Source organism: Mesorhizobium sp. WSM4840 (assembly GCF_055811755.1).
Map to the genome: position 1 here is coordinate 13,231 of NZ_JBVVQD010000017.1, position 22,427 is coordinate 35,657.

Annotated in this window: 18 protein-coding genes; 9 read left to right on the forward strand and 9 right to left on the reverse strand. The window is 62.1% G+C overall.

Annotated elements, in window-relative coordinates; translation table 11 throughout:
• Position 1 precedes the first annotated feature (1 nt).
• The 6 genes from AC0L3I_RS21970 to AC0L3I_RS21995 all read left to right on the forward strand — a co-directional run bounded on the left by AC0L3I_RS21970 (position 2) and on the right by AC0L3I_RS21995 (position 6,513).
• Positions 2-847, forward strand: a complete 846-nt coding sequence (locus AC0L3I_RS21970) for an ABC transporter permease (RefSeq protein ID WP_473488692.1) — start codon at positions 2-4, stop codon at positions 845-847.
• A 2-nt stretch (positions 848-849) separates the two neighbouring features.
• A complete protein-coding gene (locus tag AC0L3I_RS21975; RefSeq protein ID WP_473488691.1) occupies positions 850-1,632 on the forward strand; it encodes an ABC transporter permease in 783 nt (260 codons plus the stop codon).
• Positions 1,629-2,693 (forward strand): ABC transporter ATP-binding protein, encoded by a 1,065-nt coding sequence (locus AC0L3I_RS21980; RefSeq protein WP_473528201.1) that lies wholly within the window; start codon positions 1,629-1,631, stop codon positions 2,691-2,693. The genes AC0L3I_RS21975 and AC0L3I_RS21980 overlap by 4 nt, the downstream gene beginning before the upstream one ends.
• Positions 2,694-2,696: 3 nt before the next feature.
• Complete coding sequence (locus AC0L3I_RS21985; RefSeq protein WP_473488689.1) at positions 2,697-3,458, forward strand: MBL fold metallo-hydrolase; 762 nt, start codon at positions 2,697-2,699, stop codon at positions 3,456-3,458.
• A gap of 485 nt (positions 3,459-3,943) precedes the next feature.
• The gene (locus AC0L3I_RS21990; protein WP_473488688.1) at positions 3,944-4,717 is read left to right on the forward strand and encodes an NAD kinase; all 774 of its coding nucleotides are present in this window, start codon (positions 3,944-3,946) and stop codon (positions 4,715-4,717) included.
• A 191-nt stretch (positions 4,718-4,908) separates the two neighbouring features.
• On the forward strand, positions 4,909-6,513 hold the full coding sequence (locus AC0L3I_RS21995) for a DEAD/DEAH box helicase (RefSeq protein ID WP_473528202.1): 1,605 nt from the start codon (positions 4,909-4,911) through the stop codon (positions 6,511-6,513).
• Positions 6,514-6,703: 190 nt separating this feature from the next.
• On the opposite strand, the gene AC0L3I_RS22000 is transcribed toward AC0L3I_RS21995, so the two are convergent.
• Complete coding sequence (locus tag AC0L3I_RS22000) at positions 6,704-7,597, reverse strand: LysR family transcriptional regulator (RefSeq protein WP_473528203.1); 894 nt, start codon at positions 7,595-7,597, stop codon at positions 6,704-6,706.
• Between AC0L3I_RS22000 and AC0L3I_RS22005 the strand changes: the two genes are divergently transcribed.
• Positions 7,550-8,602, forward strand: a complete 1,053-nt coding sequence (locus AC0L3I_RS22005) for an NmrA/HSCARG family protein (RefSeq protein WP_473528204.1) — start codon at positions 7,550-7,552, stop codon at positions 8,600-8,602. The two genes, AC0L3I_RS22000 and AC0L3I_RS22005, sit on opposite strands and share 48 nt — an antisense overlap.
• A gap of 34 nt (positions 8,603-8,636) precedes the next feature.
• A complete protein-coding gene (locus AC0L3I_RS22010; RefSeq protein ID WP_123151027.1) occupies positions 8,637-8,909 on the forward strand; it encodes a DUF2798 domain-containing protein in 273 nt (90 codons plus the stop codon).
• A gap of 115 nt (positions 8,910-9,024) precedes the next feature.
• Here the strand turns inward: AC0L3I_RS22010 and AC0L3I_RS22015 are convergent, their stop codons facing one another.
• The 6 genes from AC0L3I_RS22015 to AC0L3I_RS22040 form a co-directional block, all read right to left on the reverse strand.
• Complete coding sequence (locus tag AC0L3I_RS22015; protein ID WP_473528205.1) at positions 9,025-9,675, reverse strand: YiaD family glycine zipper/OmpA-like lipoprotein; 651 nt, start codon at positions 9,673-9,675, stop codon at positions 9,025-9,027.
• Positions 9,676-9,950: 275 nt separating this feature from the next.
• Entirely contained in the window at positions 9,951-10,319 is a 369-nt protein-coding gene (locus AC0L3I_RS22020; RefSeq protein ID WP_473528206.1) for a GFA family protein, read from the reverse strand.
• A 210-nt stretch (positions 10,320-10,529) separates the two neighbouring features.
• Positions 10,530-10,916, reverse strand: coding sequence for a hypothetical protein (locus tag AC0L3I_RS22025; protein WP_473528207.1), 387 nt, complete (start codon positions 10,914-10,916; stop codon positions 10,530-10,532).
• Positions 10,917-11,360: 444 nt separating this feature from the next.
• Positions 11,361-12,492 (reverse strand): peptide chain release factor 2 gene (gene prfB / locus AC0L3I_RS22030; RefSeq protein WP_123151031.1). Its coding sequence is split into 2 segments (ribosomal slippage): positions 11,361-12,425 and positions 12,427-12,492, totalling 1,131 coding nucleotides; the frame shifts between segments, so codons are not numbered across the junction.
• 141 nt (positions 12,493-12,633) lie between these two features.
• Positions 12,634-15,090 (reverse strand): penicillin-binding protein 1A, encoded by a 2,457-nt coding sequence (locus AC0L3I_RS22035; protein WP_473528208.1) that lies wholly within the window; start codon positions 15,088-15,090, stop codon positions 12,634-12,636.
• A gap of 209 nt (positions 15,091-15,299) precedes the next feature.
• On the reverse strand, positions 15,300-16,592 hold the full coding sequence (locus AC0L3I_RS22040) for an N-acetylmuramoyl-L-alanine amidase (RefSeq protein WP_473528209.1): 1,293 nt from the start codon (positions 16,590-16,592) through the stop codon (positions 15,300-15,302).
• Between the two features lie 673 nt (positions 16,593-17,265).
• Between AC0L3I_RS22040 and AC0L3I_RS22045 the strand changes: the two genes are divergently transcribed.
• Positions 17,266-20,229, forward strand: coding sequence for an Rne/Rng family ribonuclease (locus AC0L3I_RS22045; protein WP_473528210.1), 2,964 nt, complete (start codon positions 17,266-17,268; stop codon positions 20,227-20,229).
• A 72-nt stretch (positions 20,230-20,301) separates the two neighbouring features.
• On the opposite strand, the gene AC0L3I_RS22050 is transcribed toward AC0L3I_RS22045, so the two are convergent.
• Both AC0L3I_RS22050 and AC0L3I_RS22055 read right to left on the reverse strand, forming a co-directional pair.
• Entirely contained in the window at positions 20,302-21,231 is a 930-nt protein-coding gene (locus AC0L3I_RS22050) for a glutaminase (RefSeq protein ID WP_165848789.1), read from the reverse strand.
• A 5-nt stretch (positions 21,232-21,236) separates the two neighbouring features.
• Positions 21,237-22,385, reverse strand: a complete 1,149-nt coding sequence (locus AC0L3I_RS22055; RefSeq protein WP_473528211.1) for a pyridoxal phosphate-dependent aminotransferase — start codon at positions 22,383-22,385, stop codon at positions 21,237-21,239.
• Between the last annotated feature and the right edge of the window lie 42 nt (positions 22,386-22,427).

The following is a 22,427-nucleotide window of genomic DNA, read 5'->3' on the forward strand; positions in this document are numbered from 1 at the left end:
CGTGAGCGCTACTGGAAACACCGGGCGTGCCCTGCCCTGGGCGCTGGTCACGCCGGCGCTCGGCTGGACGCTGCTGTTCTTCGTGCTGCCTTTTCTGGCCATGGGGTTTTCCAGCCTTACGGCGCATGACGGCGGCGGCTTCACCCTGTCCAACTACAGCCAGTTCTTCAACAATCCGGCCTATTGGCAGGCGATGGTGAACTCGCTGCAGGTCACCGCCATCGTCACAGTGATTTCGGTGCTGCTCGCCTACCCCTTCGCCTGGATCCTGGCCGAACAGGTGCCGGAGCGCTGGCAGCGGCTGGCGCTGATGCTGGCGGTGCTGCCGTTCTGGACCTCCTATGTCGTGCGCTCCTATTCCTGGCTTCTGGTGCTGGCGCAGAACGGCGTGATCAACCGTGCGCTGACCGGCTCCGGCCTGTTCAGCGAGCCGCTGCAGCTCGCCAACACACGGCTGGCCACGATCACTGGCTTCGTCCATTTCTTCGTCATGCTGTTGACGCTGACGATCTTCGCCAATCTGAAGCAGCTCAGCCCGAGCTACCGCAAAGCCGCCGCCGATCTCGGCGCCGGGCCGGTGCGCACGTTCCTGCATGTCGTCCTGCCGCTGACCTTGCCCGGCATCATGGTCGGCGCCTTTCTCACCTTCGTGCTGTGCATCGGCGACTACATCACGCCGCAGATCCTGGGCGGTAACAACGAGCTTTTGATGCCGCAGCTGGTGATGATCCAGATCGGCCGGCGCGGCGATTTTCCGCTCGCCTCGGCGCTGTCGATCATCCTGATGGCGGTTGTCACTGTCGCCTATCTCGCCTGCGCCCGCTGGCTGAAGATCGAGCGGGCCTGACCATGCGCGCTCTTGTCCGTATCTTCTCTTGGCTCTACGCGGTCGCCATCTATGGCTTCATCTTCCTGCCGGTGGTCGTGCTGGTGCTGTTTTCGCTGCAGGCGACGTCGTTTCCGATCCCGCCCTTCACCGGGCCGTCGCTGCGCTGGTACGACGCCGTGCTCGCCGACACGCGGCTGACCTCGGCACTGGTCAATTCGCTTGGTGTGGCGGCTCTCTCCTCAGCTGCAGCCGTCGCGCTGGGTTTCCTCTCTGCCTGGGGTTTTGCGCGTTTCGCCCTGCCGGGCTCAGGCCTGATGCGCGGGCTGATCACGTTGCCGCTGACAGTGAGCTATCTCATCATCGGCATGGGATTGCTGGTGCTGTTCAATTGGGCCGGCGTGCCAAAATCGCTGCTTGCCGCCGGCATCGGCCATGTCGTTATCAACCTGCCGCTGTGCTTTGCCATCATCTACAGCCAGATGGGCGACCACCAGATCAATATCGAGCGCGCCGCGCGCGACCTCGGCGCGCCCGAATGGAAGGTGCTGCTGCTGATCACCGTGCCTGTCATGGCACCGGCGATCTTCGCCGGCTTCTTCCTGTCGATGACCTTCTCCTGGGACGAATTCGTGATCTCGTTCCTGCTGACGCGCTTCGACACGACGCTGCCGGTCGAGATCTGGAACCTGCTGCGCTCAGGCCTCAATCCCAAGACCAACGCCGTCGGCTCGCTGGTCTTCGCCGTCTCCATCGTGCTGGTGGTGTTTTTTGAACTGATGCTGTTGCGGAGGAAGCCGGCATGACCGCGCCACTGGTCGACATAAGCTCTGTCTCGCACCGCTTCGGCCAGCATACCGTGCTGAAGAACGTCTCGCTGACGATCGAACCGGGCAGCTACACGATCCTGCTCGGCCCGTCGGGCTCCGGCAAGACGACGCTGCTGTCCATTCTCGGCGGCTTCGTCACGCCGAGCGAAGGCAAAGTGCTGATCCGCGGCGAGGACTGCACCGCCGTGCCGCCGGCGAAGCGGCCGACGACGACGGTGTTCCAGGACTATGCGCTGTTTCCGCATATGAGCGTCGGCAGCAATGTCGGCTTCGGCCTGCGCATGCAAGGTGTCGATGCCGCGGCACGGGCCGCGCGGGCGCGCGAGGCACTGGCGCTGGTCGGTCTGGCGACTGCCTTCGACAAGAAGCCGCACCAGCTTTCCGGCGGCCAGCGGCAGCGTGTAGCGCTGGCCCGTGCCCTTGTCGTCGAGCCGGCCGTACTGCTGCTCGACGAACCGCTCGGCGCGCTCGACCTAAAATTGCGCCGGCAGATGCAGGACGAACTGAAAGCGATCCAGAAACGGGTCGGCACAGCCTTCATCCACGTCACCCACGACCAGGAAGAGGCAATGGCGCTGGCCGACCATTGCGTGGTGATGAATGACGGGCGCATCGAGGACGAAGGGCCGCCAGAGCGCGTCTATGCGCGGCCGGCGACGCGCTTTTCCGCGACTTTCATGGGCGAAAGCACGCTGATTTCAGGAGCGGTGACGGCGGCGAAGGACGGAACAATCACTGTCGCGACGCAGGTCGGACCGCTTTCGCTGACCGGCACATTGCCGGCCGGGACGACTGTCGCCCTCGCCGTCCGTCCGGAGCATCTTGTCCTCGGCGCGGCCGGCGGCGCTGTAGGGTTCGGCACGGCCAAGGTGAGCGACGTTGTGTTTCAAGGCAGCTTCAAGCGCGTGCTTGCTGTCTCCGAGAAAGACCCGACGCTGCACTTCATCGCCAGGGTTGCTGCCGCTGCGGCCGTCCAGCCGGGCGACATCGTTGCGGTTTCGTGCGACGCTGGCGATATCATCTTTTTGACGAGTTGAGCCATGGGCGCGCTTCCGGTCATTGATGCAGCGAACTGGTATGAAACCATCCGCATGGGTGATGGCGTGACGCTGATCCACGAGCCGTGGATCAAGCCGTTCTTCCGCTGCAACATCTGGCATGTGAGCGGTCGCGACCACGATCTTCTGTTCGACACCGGCCTCGGCCATTTCAGCCTGCGGCGCCATGTGCCGCTGGTGACGGAGCGAAAGCTCACCTGCGTGGCGAGCCACACCCATTTCGACCATATCGGCTGCCATCACGAATTTCCGGACCGCTGCGTGCATGCGGCCGAAGCGGAAATCCTCGCCGATCCGCGCAATGAGTGGACGCTCGCCGACCGCTATGCCACCGACGCAATGTTCGACGGAATGCCGCAAGGCTGGGATACGGCGCGCTACGGGATCCTGCCGGCGCCGGCCGATCGCTTGCTCGAACAAGGCGACGTGATCGATCTCGGCGACCGCGCCTTCGAGGTGATCCACACGCCGGGCCATTCGCCCGGCGGCATTGCGCTCTACGAGAAGAAGACCGGCACCCTGCTGTCCGGCGACATCATTTATGACGGCCCGCTGATCGACGATGTCTATCATTCCGCCGTCGACGACTATGTCGAGACGCTGTTACGGATGCGCGAGCTCAAAGTCGCGGTCGTGCATGGCGGCCACTTCCCGAGCTTCGGCAAGGTGCGCTATCGCCAGCTTATCGACGAGTATCTCGCACAAAAGCGGCAGGCCGGCTGCCATCTGCTGCAGGCGCGATAAGCACCGGTCTTTCGTATCGCAGGAAGTGCCTGGCGAATTCACAACGCCCTTTGCGGGCACGGTGTGCCGGCGGCGTCGCCGCAGCGTGAAGCCGTGGGCTGGGGTCTCAAACTCGTCTCTTCCGACTGGCGCACCAGTTGTGCAAAGGCAAGAGCAAAACTTCCCAGCATCAGGACGATGATAATCAGGCGTGTTACCGGCAATAGATTGGTCCGACTGGCTGGCCCCCACGCCGCCCATCCACTGCCGGCTAGCATGGTCGATCCGGCTTTACGAGAGTTTAATCCCCGTCTTAACCATCACATTCGCTTGTCACCCGATATGATGCGCGAGCACCTGACCGGCAGCTCTTCCCGGCGCTGTGTCGAGCAGCGCCACATGCCTCCCTTTGCAGATTTGCCCGCCCATGCTAACCCGGCGCTGGCGCGGCCCAAGCAACCGGGCGCCACCAGCCGGTCGCCACCAACCGTCGACATTGGGGAGCCATGAACAAAGCCGCCAGCCGTTTCGCCTTCGTCTCGTCCGACACAGCCGACGCCAAGGCGGCGCTGGAGAGCCTGTCGGCGCGCTATGGCCAGGCGTCCATCGAGGATGCAGAGATCGTCGTCGCCCTCGGCGGCGACGGCTTCCTGTTGCAGACCTTGCGCGACACGATGAGCACGGGAAAAAAGGTCTACGGCATGAACCGTGGCACCATCGGCTTCCTGATGAACGAATACCGCGCCAGCGGATTGACCGGGCGCATCGCGGCGGCCGTTGCCGAAACGATCCGTCCGCTGGAGATGCAGGCGGTGACGGCAGAGGGCGAAACGATCTCGGCGTTGGCTATCAACGAGGTTGCGCTGTGGCGCCAGTCCTACCAGACGGCCAAGATCCGTATCACCGTGGACGGGCAAGTGCGGCTGGAGGAATTGAACTGCGACGGTGTGATGGTCGCGACGCCGGCCGGCTCGACCGCCTACAACCTTTCCGCGCACGGACCGATCCTGCCGCTAGACGCGCCGCTGCTGGCGCTGACCCCGGTCAGTCCGTTCCGCCCGCGCCGCTGGCGCGGAGCGCTGCTGTCCGACAAGGCGACCGTCCGTTTCGACATTCTGGAGCCGGAAAAGCGGCCGGTGAACGCCGCCGCCGACCACACCGAGGTGAAGGCCGTAACCTCGGTTACGGTGCAAGAATCGCCAACGGTGACGGCGACGCTGCTGTTCGATCCGAGCCATTCGTGGAACGAGCGCATTCTCGCCGAACAGTTCCGTTACTGAGCCGGTACGGCGATGGGCAGTTCGATTAAGCATCGCGATTAAGGTTACGACTTCACAATCATGCCAATCCGCGCCCGTTTCTGTTGACAAATCGTGGGCTTGCGCCTACCTGCAATACCAATCTTGCAGGCGCGCGGCGCTTGCCGCGACTGCTTATGTTGCGCCCCCGAACCAGCCAAAGACAGCCAAACTTGTCCTCAGACGCCCAGATCGCTCAAGAAGCGTTGACCTTCACAGACCTCGGCCTGTCGCCGAAGGTCCTTTCCGCAGTCACCGATGCCGGTTACACCGAACCGACGCCGATCCAGGCCGGCGCCATACCGCACGCCTTGCTCGGCAAGGATATTTTGGGCATCGCCCAGACCGGCACCGGCAAGACGGCCTCGTTCGTGCTGCCGATGCTGACCCGCCTCGAAAAAGGCCGGGCCCGCGCTCGCATGCCGCGCACGCTGATCCTCGAGCCGACGCGCGAGCTTGCCGCGCAGGTCGAAGAGAATTTCATCAGATACGGCAAGAACCACAAGCTCAACATCGCGCTGCTGATCGGCGGCGTGTCGTTCGACGAGCAGGACAAGAAGCTGGAGCGCGGCGCCGACGTGCTGATCGCGACGCCCGGCCGCCTGCTCGACCACCGCGAGCGCGGAAAGCTTCTGCTCAACGGCGTCGAAATCCTCGTCATCGATGAGGCCGATCGCATGCTAGACATGGGCTTCATCCCCGACATCGAGCGTATCTGCGAGATGATCCCGTTCACCAGGCAGACGCTGTTCTTCTCGGCGACGATGCCGCCTGAGATCACCAAACTCACTGAGAAATTCCTGCACGCGCCGGTGCGCGTCGAGGTTTCGAAGGCCGCCTCCGCCGCCACCAACATCGTCCAGCGGCTGGTGAAATCCGGCTCGAAACCCTGGGACAAGCGCGAGACGCTGCGCAATCTGATTAGGGCCGAGGATGCGGAGCTGAAGAACGCCATCATCTTCTGCAACCGCAAGATCGAGGTCTCGGAGCTTTTCCGCTCGCTGCTGAAATATGATTTCGACGCCGGCGCGCTGCATGGCGACATGGACCAGCGCGCGCGCATGCAGATGCTGGCCAATTTCCGTGACGGCAAACTGCGCTACCTCGTTGCGTCGGACGTTGCGGCGCGCGGCCTAGACATCCCCGATGTCAGCCACGTCTTCAATTACGACGTACCGATCCATGCCGAGGACTATGTCCACCGCATCGGCCGCACCGGCCGCGCCGGACGCTCGGGCAAATCCTTCACCATCGCCACCAAGTCCGACACCAAATACATCGACGCGATCGAACGGCTGATCGGCAACAAGATCGAGTGGCACGATGGCGACCTGTCGACGGTCGTCGCCAGCGAGGGCGGAGAGGACGATGCTCCCCGCCGTGGCCGCGGCGCCCCGCGCCGCGCCGGCCGCAGGGACGATGATCGCAAGGACAGGGGCGAACGCAAGCCACGCGAACGCCACGCCAGGCAAAGCGAAGCTGCAACACCGGATGCGGCGCGCGAGGAACAGCCAGTGGTGGCCGAGGCCGCGGTCGCCGATGCCGGTGAGCGGCGCGCGCACAAAGAAGCGATCCGCTCGGAAAATAGCGAGCGCCAAGCTTCGCCCGAACGTAAGGCTTCGCCCGACCGCAACGAACAGCGTGCGCCGGAACGCGGCGACACCAGGCCGCAGCGCGACGGCAATCGCCCTGCCCGCCATCGCCAGGAAGACAACGACGCGACCGTCGGATTCGGCGACGACATGCCCGCCTTCATGCGCATCGTCGCCAAGGTCTGATCACAGCAGAAATTCAAATGCCAACGAAAACGGCCCCTTGCGGGGCCGTTTTCATGTCCGATATTTGCTTTGCTCAGGTGTAGCGCGAAAGCTGGATTTTGACGCCCCGTTTTTCGGTCGGCCGCTGCCGTTAGAAGCCGATGACCACAAGGCGGTCGACCGCGCTCTTTCGTCTCGTCTGATCCGGTGGCTACAGGTTTTTGAATTCCGGACGGGACGGCAACATATCCAGAAACGCGCGAACTTTGGCTGACGATGATCTGCCTTCCGGCCACACGGCGTGCATCGGCACCGGCACCGGCTCGAATTCGCTTAAAACCACCTCTAGGCGGCCATCGTCCACCGAATGCCTTATCTGCCAGAGGGGCGAGTAGCCCAAACCCAATCCGTGAGCTGCGGCTGCGTAGATCGGTGCCATCAAATTGGATCGAAAACTGCCAGCCACTTTCACCGCCCGAGGTTTCCCCTCAATCTGAAACATCCATTCACCTGGACGCTGGTCGGAGGTTCGAACAATGCAGCTGTGCTTGCTCAGTTCAAAAGGATGCGTTGGTCGGCCACGGCGTTCAAAGTAGGAAGGCGAGCCGAACACGACGCGCCGCAACGCGCCCAAGCGTCTGGCTCGCAAGCGGGAATCCGGCAAATTGCCGATCCGTATTGCCAGATCGAGGCCCTCGGCACCAAGATCAACAAATCCATCGGAAAGCTGGAGCTCAACCTCGACCCGCGGATACATCTGCATGTAGTCGGCTATGACAGGTACAACGAAATCCGGGCCGAACAGAACTGGCGCGCTCACGCGCAGGATGCCTGATGGCTCCGATCGTTGGTTGGCGGCCTGAAGTCTTGCGTCGTTAATTTCGTCGATGGCGGGTTTGATGCGGTGGAAAAACGCCGCTCCGGCCTCGCTTGGTGTCGAGCGGCGCGTCGTTCTCTGCACAAGCTCGACCCCGACGGATTCCTCCAGCGTCGCCAAAGACCGGCTGATCGATTGCAGTGAGCGGTTCAGCCGACGTGCGGCGGCTGTCAAACTTCCATGCTCGACGACTGCCATGAAAGCTTCAAAATCATCTATCCGGCTCATGGCTTCTCCGTTTCTGTCGAAAATCGAGAGACACTATCGCAAAGCCAAATAATTGTAACGCTGTTCGCGACCTTTATTTCCCTGGAAGAAACCCCCGGGCAAGCTTCGTGGAAGGGAATTGTCATGCGAGCACCCAATCCAACCGTCCTGGTCGTGGGCGCAACAGGCCGATTTGCCGGATTGGTCGTGCCTGAACTTGTCCGCCGCAATGCCACTGTTCGAGGACTCATTCGCGAGCCCGCGAGCGCCGAAAAGGCCCGGAGGCTCGGGGCATCCGAGGTCGTGATCGGCAATTTGCGCGACCCTCAGAGCCTCGAAGATGCCGTCGAGGGCGTCGACGGCGTCTTTCACATCGGACCGGCCTTTGCCCCCGATGAAGCGGCCATGGGTGTTGGGATGGTTGAGACTGCAGCACGAGCAGGCGTTCGAAAATTCGTCTTTTCGTCAGTGATCCAGCCGACCAATACGAGGCTCAAAAACCATGCGAGCAAGGTGCCGGTCGAGGATGCTCTCTACTCGACGAACATGGAATACACCATTCTGCATCCCGCCAATTTCATGCAGAATATCGCAGCAGCCTGGCCGTCCGTCGTTAGGGATGGCGTTTTCTCGGAACCGTTCCCAAAGACGGCAAAGCTGGCGCGCGTCGATTATCGCGATGTCGCCGAAGTGGCAGCGATCGCATTGACCGAAGCGCGGTTGTCCTATGCCACCCTCGAGCTGTGCGCTGGTATGCATAGCCGGGAAGAAATCGTTTCAATGATGGGTGAAGAACTTGGCCGCCCGATCTCGGCCGGCGAGCAGACCTTTGGCGAGTGGGCAGCGAATGCCCGCCTTCCCTACGATGACCGCCAATTGCAGCTGCTGGCTAAAGTCCATGACCACTATGCCAAATATGGCCTCGGCGGAAACAGCCTGACATTGCGCTGCGCTTTGGGCCGCGAGCCGCGTTCGTTGCGAAGCTTTGTTCGGGAGCTAGCCCTGCAATCGGCACAGATCGCCTGATCGCGCTCACGCATTTTCCGACTAGGAGATTTCCATGCATGCATCACCGCAAAAAACGTTGAAGCTGAGAAAACTGCCGCCTTCCTACAGTGCAGTGGTAATGCCGTTCGTTCTTTCAATCCTCATGACCTGCATTATCTCGGCGGTTTCGACGGCGATCGGCACCGGTTGGACAAACGGGTTCGTAGCGACCTGGTCATACGCATGGGGTGTATCATGGCTTGTTGCATTTCCGAGCCTGCTGATTGTCCTCCCGATCGTGCGCCGGATCGTTGCGGCAATTGTCGATCAGCCGGCCCGCCCCTGACACTATGAAAACGAAGCAACGGGCGCCGACGCTCGTCACTCCAGCAAAAAGCAAACAAGAACGGCCCCTTGCGGGGCCGTTCTCATGCGCAATGCCGTCTTCTTGCCTGTCTTGCTCAGGTGAGCGGTGAAAGCTGGATCTCGACGCGGCGGTTCTGGGCACGCCCGCCGGTCGTCGCATTGGAAGCGATCGGACGCGTCTTGCCGAAGCCGGTGACTGCGAAGCGGCGGGAATCGACGCCCTGCCCGGACAGATAGTTGGCGACCGCCAGCGCGCGGCGCTGCGACAGGTCGAAATTGTGTTCGTCGCCACCGGTCGAGTCGGTGTGGCCGAACACGTCGACCGTAGTCTGCCGGAACTTGTTCAGCACAAGTGCGACCGAATTCAGCACTTGATAGAAGCCGGGCTTCACCGCGTCCTGGTCGACGTTGAAGGTGATGTCGGACGGCATGTTGAGGATGATCTGGTCGCCGGTACGGGTGACGCTGACGCCGGAGCCCTGAAGCTGCCGGCGCAGTTCGGCCTCGTTCTGGTCCATCGTGGCGCCGATGGCGCCGCCGGCGAGCGCGCCGACGCCAGCGCCGATCAGCGCATTACGGCGATCGTTGCCGCCGGCAAGCAGGCCGAGCCCCGCACCCGCCAGCGCGCCGATGCCGGCGCCGGCCGCAGTGTTGGAAACCTTCTGCTCTCCGGTATACGGATCGGTTGTGGTGCAGGCACTCACGAGCACAGCCGTCGCCACGACGACGAGCACAGTCTTTTTCATTGGGTAGTCCCTCTCCAGTCCGCGGTCCCACCGGTGGCGCGCCGCATCAGCCCTTCCGTTGTATCGGCCCGAAAATCATCGATTTTCGGGCCGATACATAGATTCAAAGTCTTGGAGCGTACTTTGTGCGTCCAAGTGGACGCACGTCGCTCTAATGCTTGTAACATGAAATGCGGCGAAAAATGGAACGGGAAAAGCGGCTGGCTATGGCTTTTCCCGGTCAATTGCACGGCCGCGGTATTGCGCAATTCTGATCGGCTACCAGAGACTATCGGCTACCAGAGATTCTTGCCGTCGATCACGACGACCTCGACCTGATCGAGGTCGAAATCGTCGAACAGGCGCGAATTAACGCTGATTTTCGGATTGTCGAAATCCGGCTTGCCGGTCGACCAGTCCGGCGTTTCGGTGAAGGTGCCGCAGCCGCAGGTGGCGCAGAAACCGTGTTTGATCGTTTTCGACCCCCACCGGTAGAAGGAGACATTCTTGAGTGGGCTGGTGAGCTTGAATTGCGACGGGGTGTAATAGGCCCACAACGAGCCGCGTTTCGAGCAGAAGGAGCAGGTGCATTGCGTCATGGTTAGCGGCGCTTGCGAAACTTCGAACGTCGTCGCCCTGCAGTGGCAGCTTGCCTTTATGGTCATGAACGCCTCCTCACGATTGCCTGCCGCCCGCGCGGCAAGGCAACATAAAGAGACACTCCTGACAACCGTCTATCAGCAGACTCGCGTGCCTGCGTCGGACGCGTGGCGCGCTTCAATCTTTTTGATGCATGTCGTTATCCCAAAACCGCTGCGCACCATCGGGTCAGGCTCTGGGTCAGGCCCTTGGGGCAAGCTTTTGGGCGACATACATTAAAACGACGACGGTGGCACGAACAGGCAGATGGTCTTTCCATCATTGGCGCCGGCGACCGAGCACCAGTGATATTCGCCATCGGGCGAATTCTTGATCCGTCCATCGCTGTAGGACACGACCTCGCCTGTCCCCTTGATGACATAGCCCTCCGGACGCTCGCTGATCGACGTCTGCGAGACCGCGCGGCAATCATAGCCGGAACAACAGGAGAATGGGTAACTCCAGCCTTGCGGCTTCGCTGCAGTCGGCGTGGCGTCGTGCGCCAAAGCCGGCGCTGCAAATGCAACGATGGCGGCCGTCAGAGCCACCACCGCAATGATTGAATTCAGGAGGCGGCGCGCCGTCTGGACGGCTGAGGCCGATCGAGTCTTGAGAGCAGGCATGGGCGCAATTCCTATCACCGAGTTATCAAGCGTTTCGCTTGCCCGTTCTTGGAACGTATCTTCCCAGTGGCCGGCTCGTCAGGTCGCAGATACGCCGCGTCCGGCCATAAATGCTTTTTCCCCCAGCCTTCGGATGCTGGGCTGATTCCTTTGTTGGCGCAAGAAATTGCTGTGCAAACCGAGCGCCGACATCTGCAGCCGGAACCAGCCTGCCGGGGTTGACGACAGTGACTTCATCAACCCCGGCAGATGGGACCGCAGATAACGGAATTCAGCTCGCAGTGGTTCCGGGCCAGATGCCGGCAGGCCTGCAACATCTAACCCGGAGGTAGATGTCGTTGCGGAAAATTCGATGAAAAAACAAAGCCATAAAGCGACCGCTCAATTACAGTGAAGAGCCTGTTACTCTAGCGTGATGTTCCTGCTGCTTGGGGCATAGGAGCTTCAGTCGATATCGGCCACCACTTCGCCGGCGCCGCCCTCGATGCGCTGCGACAGCGACGCCTCCATGAAATCGTCGAGGTCGCCGTCCAGCACGCTCGACGGGCTTGTGCTCTCGACGCCAGTGCGAAGATCCTTCACCAGCTGATAGGGCTGCAGAACGTAGGAGCGGATCTGGTGGCCCCAGCCGATATCGCTCTTCGATGCTTCGGTGGCGTTCGCCACCGCCTCGCGCTTCTTCAGCTCTTCCTCGTAGAGCCGCGAGCGCAGCATCTCCCAGGCCTTCGCCTTGTTCTTGTGCTGGGAGCGCTCGGCCTGGCAGGCGACCGCGATGCCGGTGGCGAGATGGGTGATGCGGACCGCCGAATCGGTGGTGTTGACGTGCTGGCCGCCCGATCCGGACGAACGATAGGTGTCGATGCGGACATCCGATTCGGAAACATCGATCTCGATCGTATCGTCGATTACGGGATAGACCCATACGCTGGCAAACGACGTGTGGCGGCGCGCATTGCTGTCGTAGGGCGAAATACGCACGAGACGGTGAACGCCGGATTCCGTCTTCAGCCAACCATAGGCATTGTGGCCCTTGATCAGCAGCGTAGCGGACTTGATGCCGGCCTCTTCGCCGTCATGCACTTCCAGCACCTCGACCTTGAAGCGCCGCCGCTCGGCCCAACGCGTGTACATGCGCAGAAGCATCGAGGCCCAGTCCTGGCTTTCGGTGCCGCCGGCGCCGGCATGGACTTCGAGATAACTGTCGTTGGCGTCCGCCTCGCCCGAAAGCAGCGTCTCGATCTGCCGGGCCTTTGCTTCGCCGCGCATCGAGCGGATCGCCGCTTCCGCCTCGGCGATGACGCTCTCGTCGCCCTCTTCCTCGCCAAGCTCGATCAGGCCGATATTGTCTTCCAGCGCCTGGGTGAGGCCTTTGACCGCGGCGATGCCTTCCTCGAGGCCCTGGCGCTCACGCATCAGCTTCTGCGCCTCCAGCGGTTCGTTCCAGAGACTCGAATCCTCGGCACGCACATTCAGGTATTCAAGCCGCTTTATGGCTTGATCCCAGTCAAAGATGCCTCCTCAGCAGGGTTATCGCCTGCCTGATTTCGTCGACAATGTTCTGCGTTTCCGCGCGCATGGCTGGTCGTTCTGTCCTGTGCTGAAATGGTGCCCTGCTGCTTAAACAGAGCTGGGTTGGCGCGATACATAGGGACGGCACCGCCGCCTGTAAAGCGAAATGGGCCGGCTCGAAAGCCGGCCCAGAACACCATGTCCTATGTCAATAGAGCCCGCCGCCGCCGGACTGGATGGCTTGGTTGGCCTGTGGCGACAGCGCGCCGCCGGAGGCGTTGGAGCCGTCCGCACCCATGCCGATCACCCAATAGCTGTCGGCGGGGCCGGTGCCCGGCTTGAAGGCTTCGATAAAGGCGCCAGCGTCGTCTGGGTTGGCAGCCATGCCGGTCTTGCGATTGATGGCGATCAGCTTCATGCCTTCGGGAACCTGGAAATCGACATTGGGCGTGCCGTCCAGCGCCACGCGCATGAAGTCCTTGAAGATCGGCGCTGCGAGACCGCCGCCGGTCGCGCCCTTGCCAAGACCTTTCGGCTGATCGTAGCCCATATAAAGGCCGACAACGAGATTGGGCGTGTAGCCGATGAACCAAGTATCCTTCTCGTCGTTTGTCGTTCCGGTCTTGCCGGCGATGTGGCGGCCGAGTTCGGCGACGGTGGCGCCGGTACCGCGCTCGACGACGCCCTCCATCATCGAGGTGATCTGATAGGCGGTCATCGGATCGAGCACCTGCTCGGAATTGTCGACCAGTTCCGGCTCAGGCTGGTTCTGCCATTCGGCGGCGTTGCAATTTTCGCAGCCGCGTTCGTCCTGCCTGTACACCGTCTTGCCGTAGCGATCCTGGATGCGGTCGATCAGCGTCGGCTTGATCGACTTGCCGCCGTTGGCCATGATCGAATAAGCCGACACCATGCGCATCACGGTGGTCTCGCCCGAACCCAGCGCCATCGGCAGGTACGGCGCCAGACGGTCATAGACGCCGAAGCGCTCGGCATATTCGGCGACCAGCTTCATGCCCATGTCGTTGGCCAGGCGCACAGTCATCAGATTGCGCGACCTCTCGATGCCGGACCGCAAGGTCGCCGGGCCAGCTGTCCTTCCATCGTAGTTCTTCGGCGTCCAGGTCGTGTTGCCGCTCTTGATGGTGATCGGGCCGTCCATGATCACCGAAGCTGGCGTATAGCCATTGTCGAGGGCTGCCGAATAGACGATCGGCTTGAACGACGAACCCGGCTGCCGCATGGCCTGCGTGGCACGGTTGAATTCGGATTGCGAGTAGGAGAACCCGCCGACCATGGCCAGAACACGGCCGGTATGCGGATCCATGGCGATCATGCCACCTTCCACTTCGGGGGCCTGGCGCAGGATATAGGCCCCGTCCGTTCCCTCTTTCTTCTGCACGAAGATGACATCGCCCGGCTTCAGCACGTCCGCCGGCGATTTGGCCTTGACGGTCTTGCCGCCGACCACATGACGCATGGCGAAGCTCATGTCCTCGCGGCTGATGGTGCCTTCGATGCGATCCTTGACGAGTTCGCCCGAGATCTGCCGGGTCGGCCGAAGGCCGATCGACAGGCCGCTCTCCGAGCTGTCGAGCACGACGGCGAGCGACCATTCGGGCACGTCGTCCAGTCCCTTGACTTCGCTCAAAGGCGCGCCCCAGTCGCCGGATACGCTGATGGTCTTCACCGGCCCGCGATAGCCGCGCAGCGTATCGAACTTCATCAGGCCGTTCTGCATGGCTTTGCGGGCGATCAGCTGCATCTTGGGATCGAGCGTCGTACGGACGGACAGGCCGCCCTCGTAGAGCGCATTCTCGCCGTAGCGCGCGCTGATCTGGCGACGCACTTCCTCGGTGAAGTATTCGCCGGCGAACAGATATGTGCCGGAGCGGCGTGGCTTGACGCCGAGCGCCTCGGCCTTGGCCTTCGCGCCTTCCTCTTGCGTGACGTAGCCGTTGCCGACCATCTGGTCGATGACCCAGTTGCGGCGCTCGATGGCGCGGTCGGCATATTTGAAGGGGTGATAGTTGGAGGGGCCCTTCGGCAAAGCCGCCAGATAGGCCGCCTCCGCCACGGTGAGTTCATTCACCGCCTTGTCGAAATAGGTGAGTGCCGCGCCGGCGACGCCATAGGCGCCAAGCCCGAAGAAAATTTCGTTGAGGTAAAGCTCGAGAATGCGGTCCTTCGAATAGGCCTGCTCGATGCGGAAGGCGAGGATCATCTCCTTGATCTTGCGCTCGTAGGTCTGGTCCGAGGACAACAGGAAGTTTTTCGCCACCTGCTGGGTGATCGTCGAGGCGCCGACCTGGCGCTTGCCAGAGCCGAAATTCTGCAGATTGACCATGACAGCGCGGCCAAGGCCGGTCATATCGATGCCGGGATGATTATAGAAATTCTTGTCCTCGGCAGACAGGAAGGCCGCCTTGACACGATCCGGCACCGCCTGGATCGGCAAATACAGGCGCCGCTCGCGCGCATATTCGGCCATCAGCGCACCGTCAGACGCATGGATGCGGGTCGTCACCGGCGGTTCATACTTGGCCAGGACCTCGTAGTCGGGCAGATCCTTCGACAAATGGCTGATATAGATCGCCACGCCCGCCGCGACCAAAAGGGCCAGCGCCGTGCCGATGCCGAAGAAATAACCAATGAGACGAATCATGCCCGCTCCAGTCCTTGGTTCGGGAATCCCCTAAACGAAGCCGCCTTTCGCGCAAGCTTTCGAGACGATCCCGACCGGTAATCGAAAATCCATGTCGCCACCATGTGGGCAAAATGCGGCAGCTTGGAATTTCGCCTTCGAATGGCGGAAATAAGTGCAGGGTGTTGTCGTCGTGCAACGCTGCCTCTGGTTGTAGCGCGGCGGGCATCTCAGCCTCCGGTTCCGGCTCCGGCCCGGGCTGAGGCGAACAGGGCGATGGCATTGGTTATGCTCTGGGCAGCCTTGCCGCGCCAATCGGCGCTGAGCAGTTGCGCCTCGTCCTTCGCGTTCGACAGATAGCCGAGTTCGACCAGCACGGAGGGGACATCCGGTGCCTTTAACACCTTGAAGCTGGCCGAACGCTGCGGATTGTTGATGAGGCCGACGCTGGTGGAAAGCTGGCCGACCAAAGTTTGGGCAAAACGCATCGAGAAACCGTGCGTCTCGCGGCGGATCAGGTCGATCAGGATGTCGGTCACTTCCTTGCCGTCGTCCTTGATTTCCATGCCGGCGAATTGATCGGAAAGGTTTTCACGGTCGGCGAGCGCCTGCGCTTCGGGATCGGAAGCCTTGTCGGAGACGGTGTAGACGGTTGCGCCGCGAAGGCCCTTGACCCTGATCGTGTCGGCGTGGATCGAAATGAGCAGATCGGCCTCGTGCTGGCGGGCAATTCGCACGCGGTCGTCCAGCCGCAGGAATTGGTCCGTCTCGCGCGTCATGAACACGTCGTATTTGCCGACTGCGGCCAGTCTTTCCCGCAATTCGGTGGCGAAAGCGAGCGTGACGTTCTTTTCGACAGTGCCGTTCAGGCCCTCGGCGCCGCCGTCGATGCCGCCATGGCCTGGATCGATGACGACGGTGAAGCGATGGCCTGGATTGGAGACCGGGCCGGTGCCGACCCTGCCGCCCTTGTCGGAAGAGACCGTCGAGCCGGTGGTCAGCGCCTGATTGGCAAGAGCGGCGTCGAACTCCCGCACGGACGCCGCAGACATGTCGATTGCGATGCGGTAGCCGCTGCCGTCATCATTCTTGAGCACGTCGAGCCTGTCGACGGCGAACGGGCCCTTGCCGGTGAGAATCAGCCGTGACACCCCCTCGCCGAGATCGCCGTAGCGCACGCTCCTGACCAGGCCGCGCGCCTTCACATCCTTGGCATTGATGGCGAATTTCGTGCTTGGCAGGTCGACGACCAGACGGTGGGGGCCGCGCAGCAGGAACCATTTGACGTCGGGCTCGCGGTCGAAATTCATGACGATGCGCATCTTGGTGGCGTCACCCGCCATTTTGTAGCTCGTCACGGCGAGCGGCGCGTCGGCGGCAAAGGAAACCGGCGAAAAGGCCAGGCAAGCGACAACCAGCAACACCAGACAAGCATCGCGGAATTGGGCAGCGCGGAAGTAGGCGGCGTAGAAAAAAATGCCTCCGGCGCGACCACTCTTGTGCGTGAAGACTGCCAGTCCCATCTCTTTCCAGTCGCTCCGGTTTGGCGCCAAGGCGCCTAATCTTGTTTGTCGGAGTGTCGTCGTTTTGTAGAGGTGCCGGTTAGGCCGCGAACTCGATTAACGATTGGTATCCAGAGAAGGTTAACCAAGCCTTTTCATGCAACGCTCAAAGCCGTGCTTCCGTTGCGGAACTGCTTTTTGCCGGCATCGGAAATCGGGGTTGCCTTCCAACCCGCCAAATCATAAAAGCGATGGTGGATCACTGCAATCCTGGAACCGTCCTTCTCCGCAGCTTCCTGCTACAGGTCAGATGAACGACGGCTCCTTTCGCTTCAGGCGAAGAAGGTATCAAGTGATCGCGACGAATTTCGCAGGTGCGAGCCCGTGGCGGGGGAAGCGCCTGCGTGAGGAAACGGCCGGGATTGTCCCGCGCCGGCTCTGTATGAGCAAACAAGCTGGTCCGGTTTTCCCGGGCTTTGGTTCAAAAAGGTTCTGCTGGTTACGATGGCTTCAAGCGCAATCATGGAAAGGTCCGCAGCAAACCGCGCCATTATGGCTGCGGGCGGCACCGCTATGGCGCTCAGGCAGCGGCCGGCGGACATTCAATTGCCCGGCACCCATGTTCATCCACACTCACAGCGGCGGGCTTTGCCCCGCAAGCTGCGGCTGACGGCTGCCGGGGGGAAACGAAATAATGCCCAACAAGATGCTGATAGACGCCTCCCACCCGGAGGAAACACGTGTTGTCGTCGTTCGCGGTAACCGTATTGAAGAATTCGACTTTGAATCCCAGGACAAAAAGCAGCTCAAAGGAAATATCTACCTCGCCCGCGTAACGCGCGTCGAACCCTCGCTTCAGGCAGCCTTTGTCGAATATGGCGGCAACCGTCACGGTTTCCTCGCCTTCAGTGAAATTCATCCCGACTACTACCAGATTCCGGTCGCCGACCGTCAGGCGCTGCTGCGCGCGGAAGCGCAGGAGGCTGAAGACGAGGACGATGAGGACGGCGAAGGCGACGACCGCCAGAGCCGCGATCGCGGGCGGCGCGGACGCCGGCGCGGCGGCAAGAGCCGCGACCGAGGCGAGCACAAGCGTGATGCAGGTGCGGCCGATTCGGACGATTCTGTCGATTCCAATGACAGCGGTTCCAATGAGCGCGGCGAACACGGCAAGGATGCGGTCGCGGAGCACGTCGCTGCCGTTTCCGAAAATATCGACACGCCGTCCGATACTTCGGAACATGGCGAGGATGTCGCCGGTCATGTTGACGCGAGTCATGATGAGACGAGCCATGATGAGACGAGCCATGATGAGACTGGGCCTTCCGAAGGCGGACCCAATTCCATCGCCGCCGGCATTGAAGCGGATGTGATTTCCGAAGCCGTGGCGCAGCCGGACTCGGCCGGCGAAGCCACGTCCACCGACAATGATCGCGGCATGCTGGAAGAGGTGCAGTCCTCGCATCTGGACGACCATGAGGTCGAATCGGTCGGCGCCGAGGATGCGCTGGAAGAAGCGCGCAACCGCCGCAAGCCGGTGCGCCGCCAGTACAAGATCCAGGAAGTGATCAAGCGCCGGCAGATCCTCCTGGTGCAGGTCGTGAAGGAAGAGCGCGGCAACAAGGGCGCGGCGCTCACCACCTACCTGTCGCTTGCCGGCCGCTATTCGGTGCTGATGCCGAACACGGCGCGTGGCGGCGGCATCTCGCGCAAGATCACCAACGCGCAGGACCGCAAGCGGCTGAAGGAGGTCGTCGCCGATCTCGAAGTGCCGCAGGGCATGGGCGTCATCCTGCGCACAGCCGGCGAAAGCCGCACCAAGGCCGAGATCAAGCGCGACTACGAATATCTGATGCGGCTTTGGGAAAACGTCCGCAATCTGACGCTGCAGTCCACGGCCCCTGCCCTGGTCTACGAGGAAGGCAGCCTGATCAAGCGCTCGGTGCGCGATCTCTACAACAAGGACATCGACGAGATCCTGGTTTCCGGCGAAGAGGGCTATCGCGAGGCCAAGGACTTCATGCGCATGCTGATGCCGAGCCACGCCAAGGTCGTGCAGCCGTTCCGCGACACGACGCCGATCTTCGTGCGTAATGGCATCGAGGCGCAGCTCGACCGCATGCTGCAGCCGCAGGTGACCCTAAAGAGCGGCGGCTACATCATCATCAACCAGACCGAAGCGCTGGTCGCCATCGACGTCAATTCGGGCCGCTCCACCAAGGAGCACTCGATCGAGGACACGGCGCTTCACACCAATCTGGAAGCGGCCGAGGAAGTCGCACGGCAGCTGAGGCTGCGCGATCTTGCCGGCCTGATCGTCATCGACTTCATCGACATGGAGGAGAACCGCAACAACCGCTCCGTCGAAAAGCGGCTGAAGGATCACCTCAAGAACGATCGCGCCCGCATCCAGGTCGGCCGCATCTCGCATTTCGGCCTGATGGAGATGTCGCGCCAGCGCATCCGAGCCAGCGTGCTGGAATCGACGATGAAGCCTTGCCCGCATTGCGGCGGCACCGGCCATGTGCGGTCCGATTCGTCTGTCGCGCTGATGGTGGTGCGGGCGATCGAGGAATTTCTGCTCAAGGATTCGCGCAGCCACATCACGGTACGGACGCCGGCGGCGACCGCGCTCTATGTGCTCAACCACAAGCGCGGCACGCTGGTGGAGCTCGAAAGCCGCTTCGGCCTGACCATCACCGTCGAAGCCGACGACACGGTCGGCGCCCAGCATTATGCGATCTTCCGCGGCGCGCTGGCTGAAAAGCCTGAAGGCTTCGTCGAGGTGCGCACCTTGCCCGCCTATGTCGAGCCGGAAGAGGCCGCCGACGAAATCGTCATCGAGGAGGAGGAAGACGAGGCCGTTGCACCGACGGAGCAACCGCGCCAAGCCCAGCAGCCGCAACAGCCAAGGCCAAGCGAGGATGGCGAAGGCCGCGACCGCAAGCGCCGCAAGCGCCGCAGACGGCGCGGCGGCAAGGATCGCGACCGCGAGCATGGCGCCCCAATGGAAGGCGCGTCCCTCCCGGCCACTGCCGAAGGCGTATCCGGGGCCTTAGGCGATGAAGGCGTCGAAGCAGACCACGAAGACCAGGTCGGCGTCACTGAGGCGGTGGAAGCGTCGGATGAAGGTCAAGTAGTGGATGAAGGTCAGGGCAAGAAGCGCCGGCGCGGCAAGCGTGGCGGCAAGCGCAATCGCCGTGAAGACGGCGAAGGCGAGGTCGATGCAGGCACTGCCGAGTCGGCTGACAGGCCCGAAGCCGAAGTCTTGGAGGGCGTAGCCGTCTCCAGCGAGCCGGTAGCAGCAACGCCGGTCGAAGAGCCTGTGGACCTTGCTCCGGCCAATGACGACATGCCGAGCGCCGAAAAGCCGAAGAAGCCGCGCCGCGCCGCCAAGCCGAAGAAGGCTGCGGCGGACGTCGTCGCCGAGACGCCGGCAGCCGAGCCGGAAACCTCTGCCGAGGCTCCCGCACCTGTTCCGGAGGAAACAGTCATGACCACCGTCGACGAAAAACCGAAGGTCCGCCCATCGCGACGCAAGCCTGTACCGGTAGATGCTCCGGTTGAGCCGATCGTGTCTTCGACTGTTGCCGAAGAGGAAAAGACCGAGGAAAAGCCGAAGCGTGCCGGCTGGTGGCAGCGGAAAGGCTTTTTCTAAGCTTTTCGGTAGTTTAGCCTGATCTTTTGACCAAAAGAATCCCGCGCTGTCCTGTCGACAGCGCGGGAATCTTTATGGCGCGAAGACCGACCAGTTCATCATCTTCGCCAGCCTTTCCAGCGCAATCGACCCAAGCCTAGAATTGCCGTTGGCGTTGAGGCCGGGCGACCAGACGGCGAGCGAAGCCACGCCCGGCACGATCGCCAAAATGCCGCCGCCAACGCCGCTCTTGCCGGGGATGCCGACGCGAAAGGCGAAATCGCCGGAGCCGTCATAATGACCGCAGGTCAGCATCATCGCGCCAATGCGGCGGGCGCGCTCGGCCGAAACAACGGAATGGCCGGTCGCCGGGTTCTTGCCGCCATTGGCAAGGAAGCGGCCGGCCAAAGCCAGTTGCCGGCAGCTCATGGCGATGGCGCAATGATGGAAATAGACGCCCAGCGCCAGGTCCGGTGCGTGGTTGAGATTGCCGAAGGATTTCATGTAGTTGGCAAGCGCCAAGTTGCGAAAACCGGTGGCCCGTTCCGAAGCCGCGACCTCGCGGTCGATGATGATGGTCTCGTCGTCGGCCAGGAACTGGATGAAGCGCAGGATCTCGCCGATCGCCTCGCGCGGCTGGTGGCCGGCGAGCAGAATGTCGGAAATGACGATGGCGCCGGCATTGATGAACGGATTGCGCGGAATGCCGTTCTCATGCTCGAGCTGGACGATCGAGTTGAACGGGTTGCCCGAAGGCTCGCGCCCGACACGCTGCCACAACGCGTCGCCGACATTGCCGAGCGCCAATGTCAGCGTAAACACCTTCGAAATGCTCTGGATCGAAAACGGCTCATCGGCGTCGCCCGCCATCAGCACGCGACCGTCATTGGTCACGGCGGCGATACCGAACTTTTTCGGATCGACCTTGCCGAGCTGCGGAATGTAGGTCGCGACTTCACCGCGATCCGTGCGCTCCGCCATTTCGGCGGCAATTTCGGTCAAAGCCTGTTCGAGTTCCGGCATTCGCGCTACTTCAGCCAGCGTTCGAGGCGCATCATCGCCTCGACCATCTCATCGTGGCTGCCGGCGTAGGAAAAGCGCATGGTTCGATGGCCTTGAAGCGGATCGAAATCGCGGCCGGGCGTCGCCGCCACATGCGCCTCGGCCAGCATCTTGCGCGCGAAGGCCATACTGTCGTTGGTGTGCCTGGTGACATCGCAGAAGGCGTAGAACGCCCCGTCCATCGGTGCCGCCAGCGCAAAGCCGAGTTCGGGCAGGCGTGTCATCAAAAGTTCGCGATTCCAGGCGTAGCGCGCCTTCACCGCCTCCAATTCCCCGGTCGCCTTGAATGCCTCGATCGCGGCGATCTGGGACAGTTCCGGCGGTGAGATGTAGAGACTCTGGGCGATGCGCTCGACCGGCCGCACCAATGCTTCCGGCAGCACCATCCAGCCGATACGCCAACCGGTCATGCAGTAATATTTCGAGAAGGAATTGATCACCGTCACGTCCTGGCCGTAGGCAAGCGCCGTCGTGTCCGGCGCAGCGTAAGCCAGCCGGTGATAGATCTCGTCGGAGATCACGGCGATGCCGAGCTCTTGCGCCGTCGTCACCAGCGCCGACAGCTCGTCGGCGGGGATAATTGCCCCGGTCGGATTGGCCGGGCTGGCAAACAACACACCCTTCAGCTTCTTTTCGCGATGCGCGGCCTTCAGATGTTCGGCGTGGAGATAGGCATCACCGTGGAGCTCGATCTCGACGATCTCGATGCCGAGCGCTGCCATGATGTTGCGATAGGCCGGATAGCCGGGTGCGGCGATGGCGACACAATCGCCTGGATCGAACATCGCCAGAAAGGCCAGGTTGAAGGCGGCCGACGATCCGGTGGTGACGGCGATCCGGCCGGGTGAAACGGCATGCCCGTAGTGGTCGGCATAGTGCTGCGCGATCGCCTCGCGCAGGCCGGAAAGACCCAATGCGTCGGTGTAGCCGATGCGCCCCATCTTCAATGCGTTCGTCGCCGCTTGCCTGACCCCGGCCGGCGCCGGGTCGGACGGCTGGCCAACGGCCATGGAAACAACCGGCACGCCCTTTGCCTTCAGCCGATTCGCTTCCGCCAGAATATCCATGGCGTGGAACGGCTCGACTTCGCCGCGACGCGAAAGCGATACAACCATTTGACCTCATTCCTGGGCGGCCCTTGGGTCGGCCCTTTGGTC

What these genes read in the sequence shown, in the direction of transcription:
- AC0L3I_RS21975 (WP_473488691.1), top strand. Translation starts at nt 850, where the DNA reads ATGCGCGCTCTTGTCCGTATCTTCTCTTGGCTCTACGCGGTCGCCATC.
- AC0L3I_RS21980 (WP_473528201.1), top strand. Translation starts at nt 1,629, where the DNA reads ATGACCGCGCCACTGGTCGACATAAGCTCTGTCTCGCACCGCTTCGGC.
- AC0L3I_RS21985 (WP_473488689.1), top strand. Translation starts at nt 2,697, where the DNA reads ATGGGCGCGCTTCCGGTCATTGATGCAGCGAACTGGTATGAAACCATC.
- AC0L3I_RS21990 (WP_473488688.1), top strand. Translation starts at nt 3,944, where the DNA reads ATGAACAAAGCCGCCAGCCGTTTCGCCTTCGTCTCGTCCGACACAGCC.
- AC0L3I_RS22005 (WP_473528204.1), top strand. Translation starts at nt 7,550, where the DNA reads ATGCTCGACGACTGCCATGAAAGCTTCAAAATCATCTATCCGGCTCAT.
- AC0L3I_RS22000 (WP_473528203.1), bottom strand. Translation starts at nt 7,597, where the DNA reads ATGAGCCGGATAGATGATTTTGAAGCTTTCATGGCAGTCGTCGAGCAT.
- AC0L3I_RS22010 (WP_123151027.1), top strand. Translation starts at nt 8,637, where the DNA reads ATGCATGCATCACCGCAAAAAACGTTGAAGCTGAGAAAACTGCCGCCT.
- AC0L3I_RS22015 (WP_473528205.1), bottom strand. Translation starts at nt 9,675, where the DNA reads ATGAAAAAGACTGTGCTCGTCGTCGTGGCGACGGCTGTGCTCGTGAGT.
- AC0L3I_RS22020 (WP_473528206.1), bottom strand. Translation starts at nt 10,319, where the DNA reads ATGACCATAAAGGCAAGCTGCCACTGCAGGGCGACGACGTTCGAAGTT.
- AC0L3I_RS22025 (WP_473528207.1), bottom strand. Translation starts at nt 10,916, where the DNA reads ATGCCTGCTCTCAAGACTCGATCGGCCTCAGCCGTCCAGACGGCGCGC.
- AC0L3I_RS22035 (WP_473528208.1), bottom strand. Translation starts at nt 15,090, where the DNA reads ATGATTCGTCTCATTGGTTATTTCTTCGGCATCGGCACGGCGCTGGCC.
- AC0L3I_RS22040 (WP_473528209.1), bottom strand. Translation starts at nt 16,592, where the DNA reads ATGGGACTGGCAGTCTTCACGCACAAGAGTGGTCGCGCCGGAGGCATT.
- AC0L3I_RS22045 (WP_473528210.1), top strand. Translation starts at nt 17,266, where the DNA reads ATGCCCAACAAGATGCTGATAGACGCCTCCCACCCGGAGGAAACACGT.
- AC0L3I_RS22050 (WP_165848789.1), bottom strand. Translation starts at nt 21,231, where the DNA reads ATGCCGGAACTCGAACAGGCTTTGACCGAAATTGCCGCCGAAATGGCG.
- AC0L3I_RS22055 (WP_473528211.1), bottom strand. Translation starts at nt 22,385, where the DNA reads ATGGTTGTATCGCTTTCGCGTCGCGGCGAAGTCGAGCCGTTCCACGCC.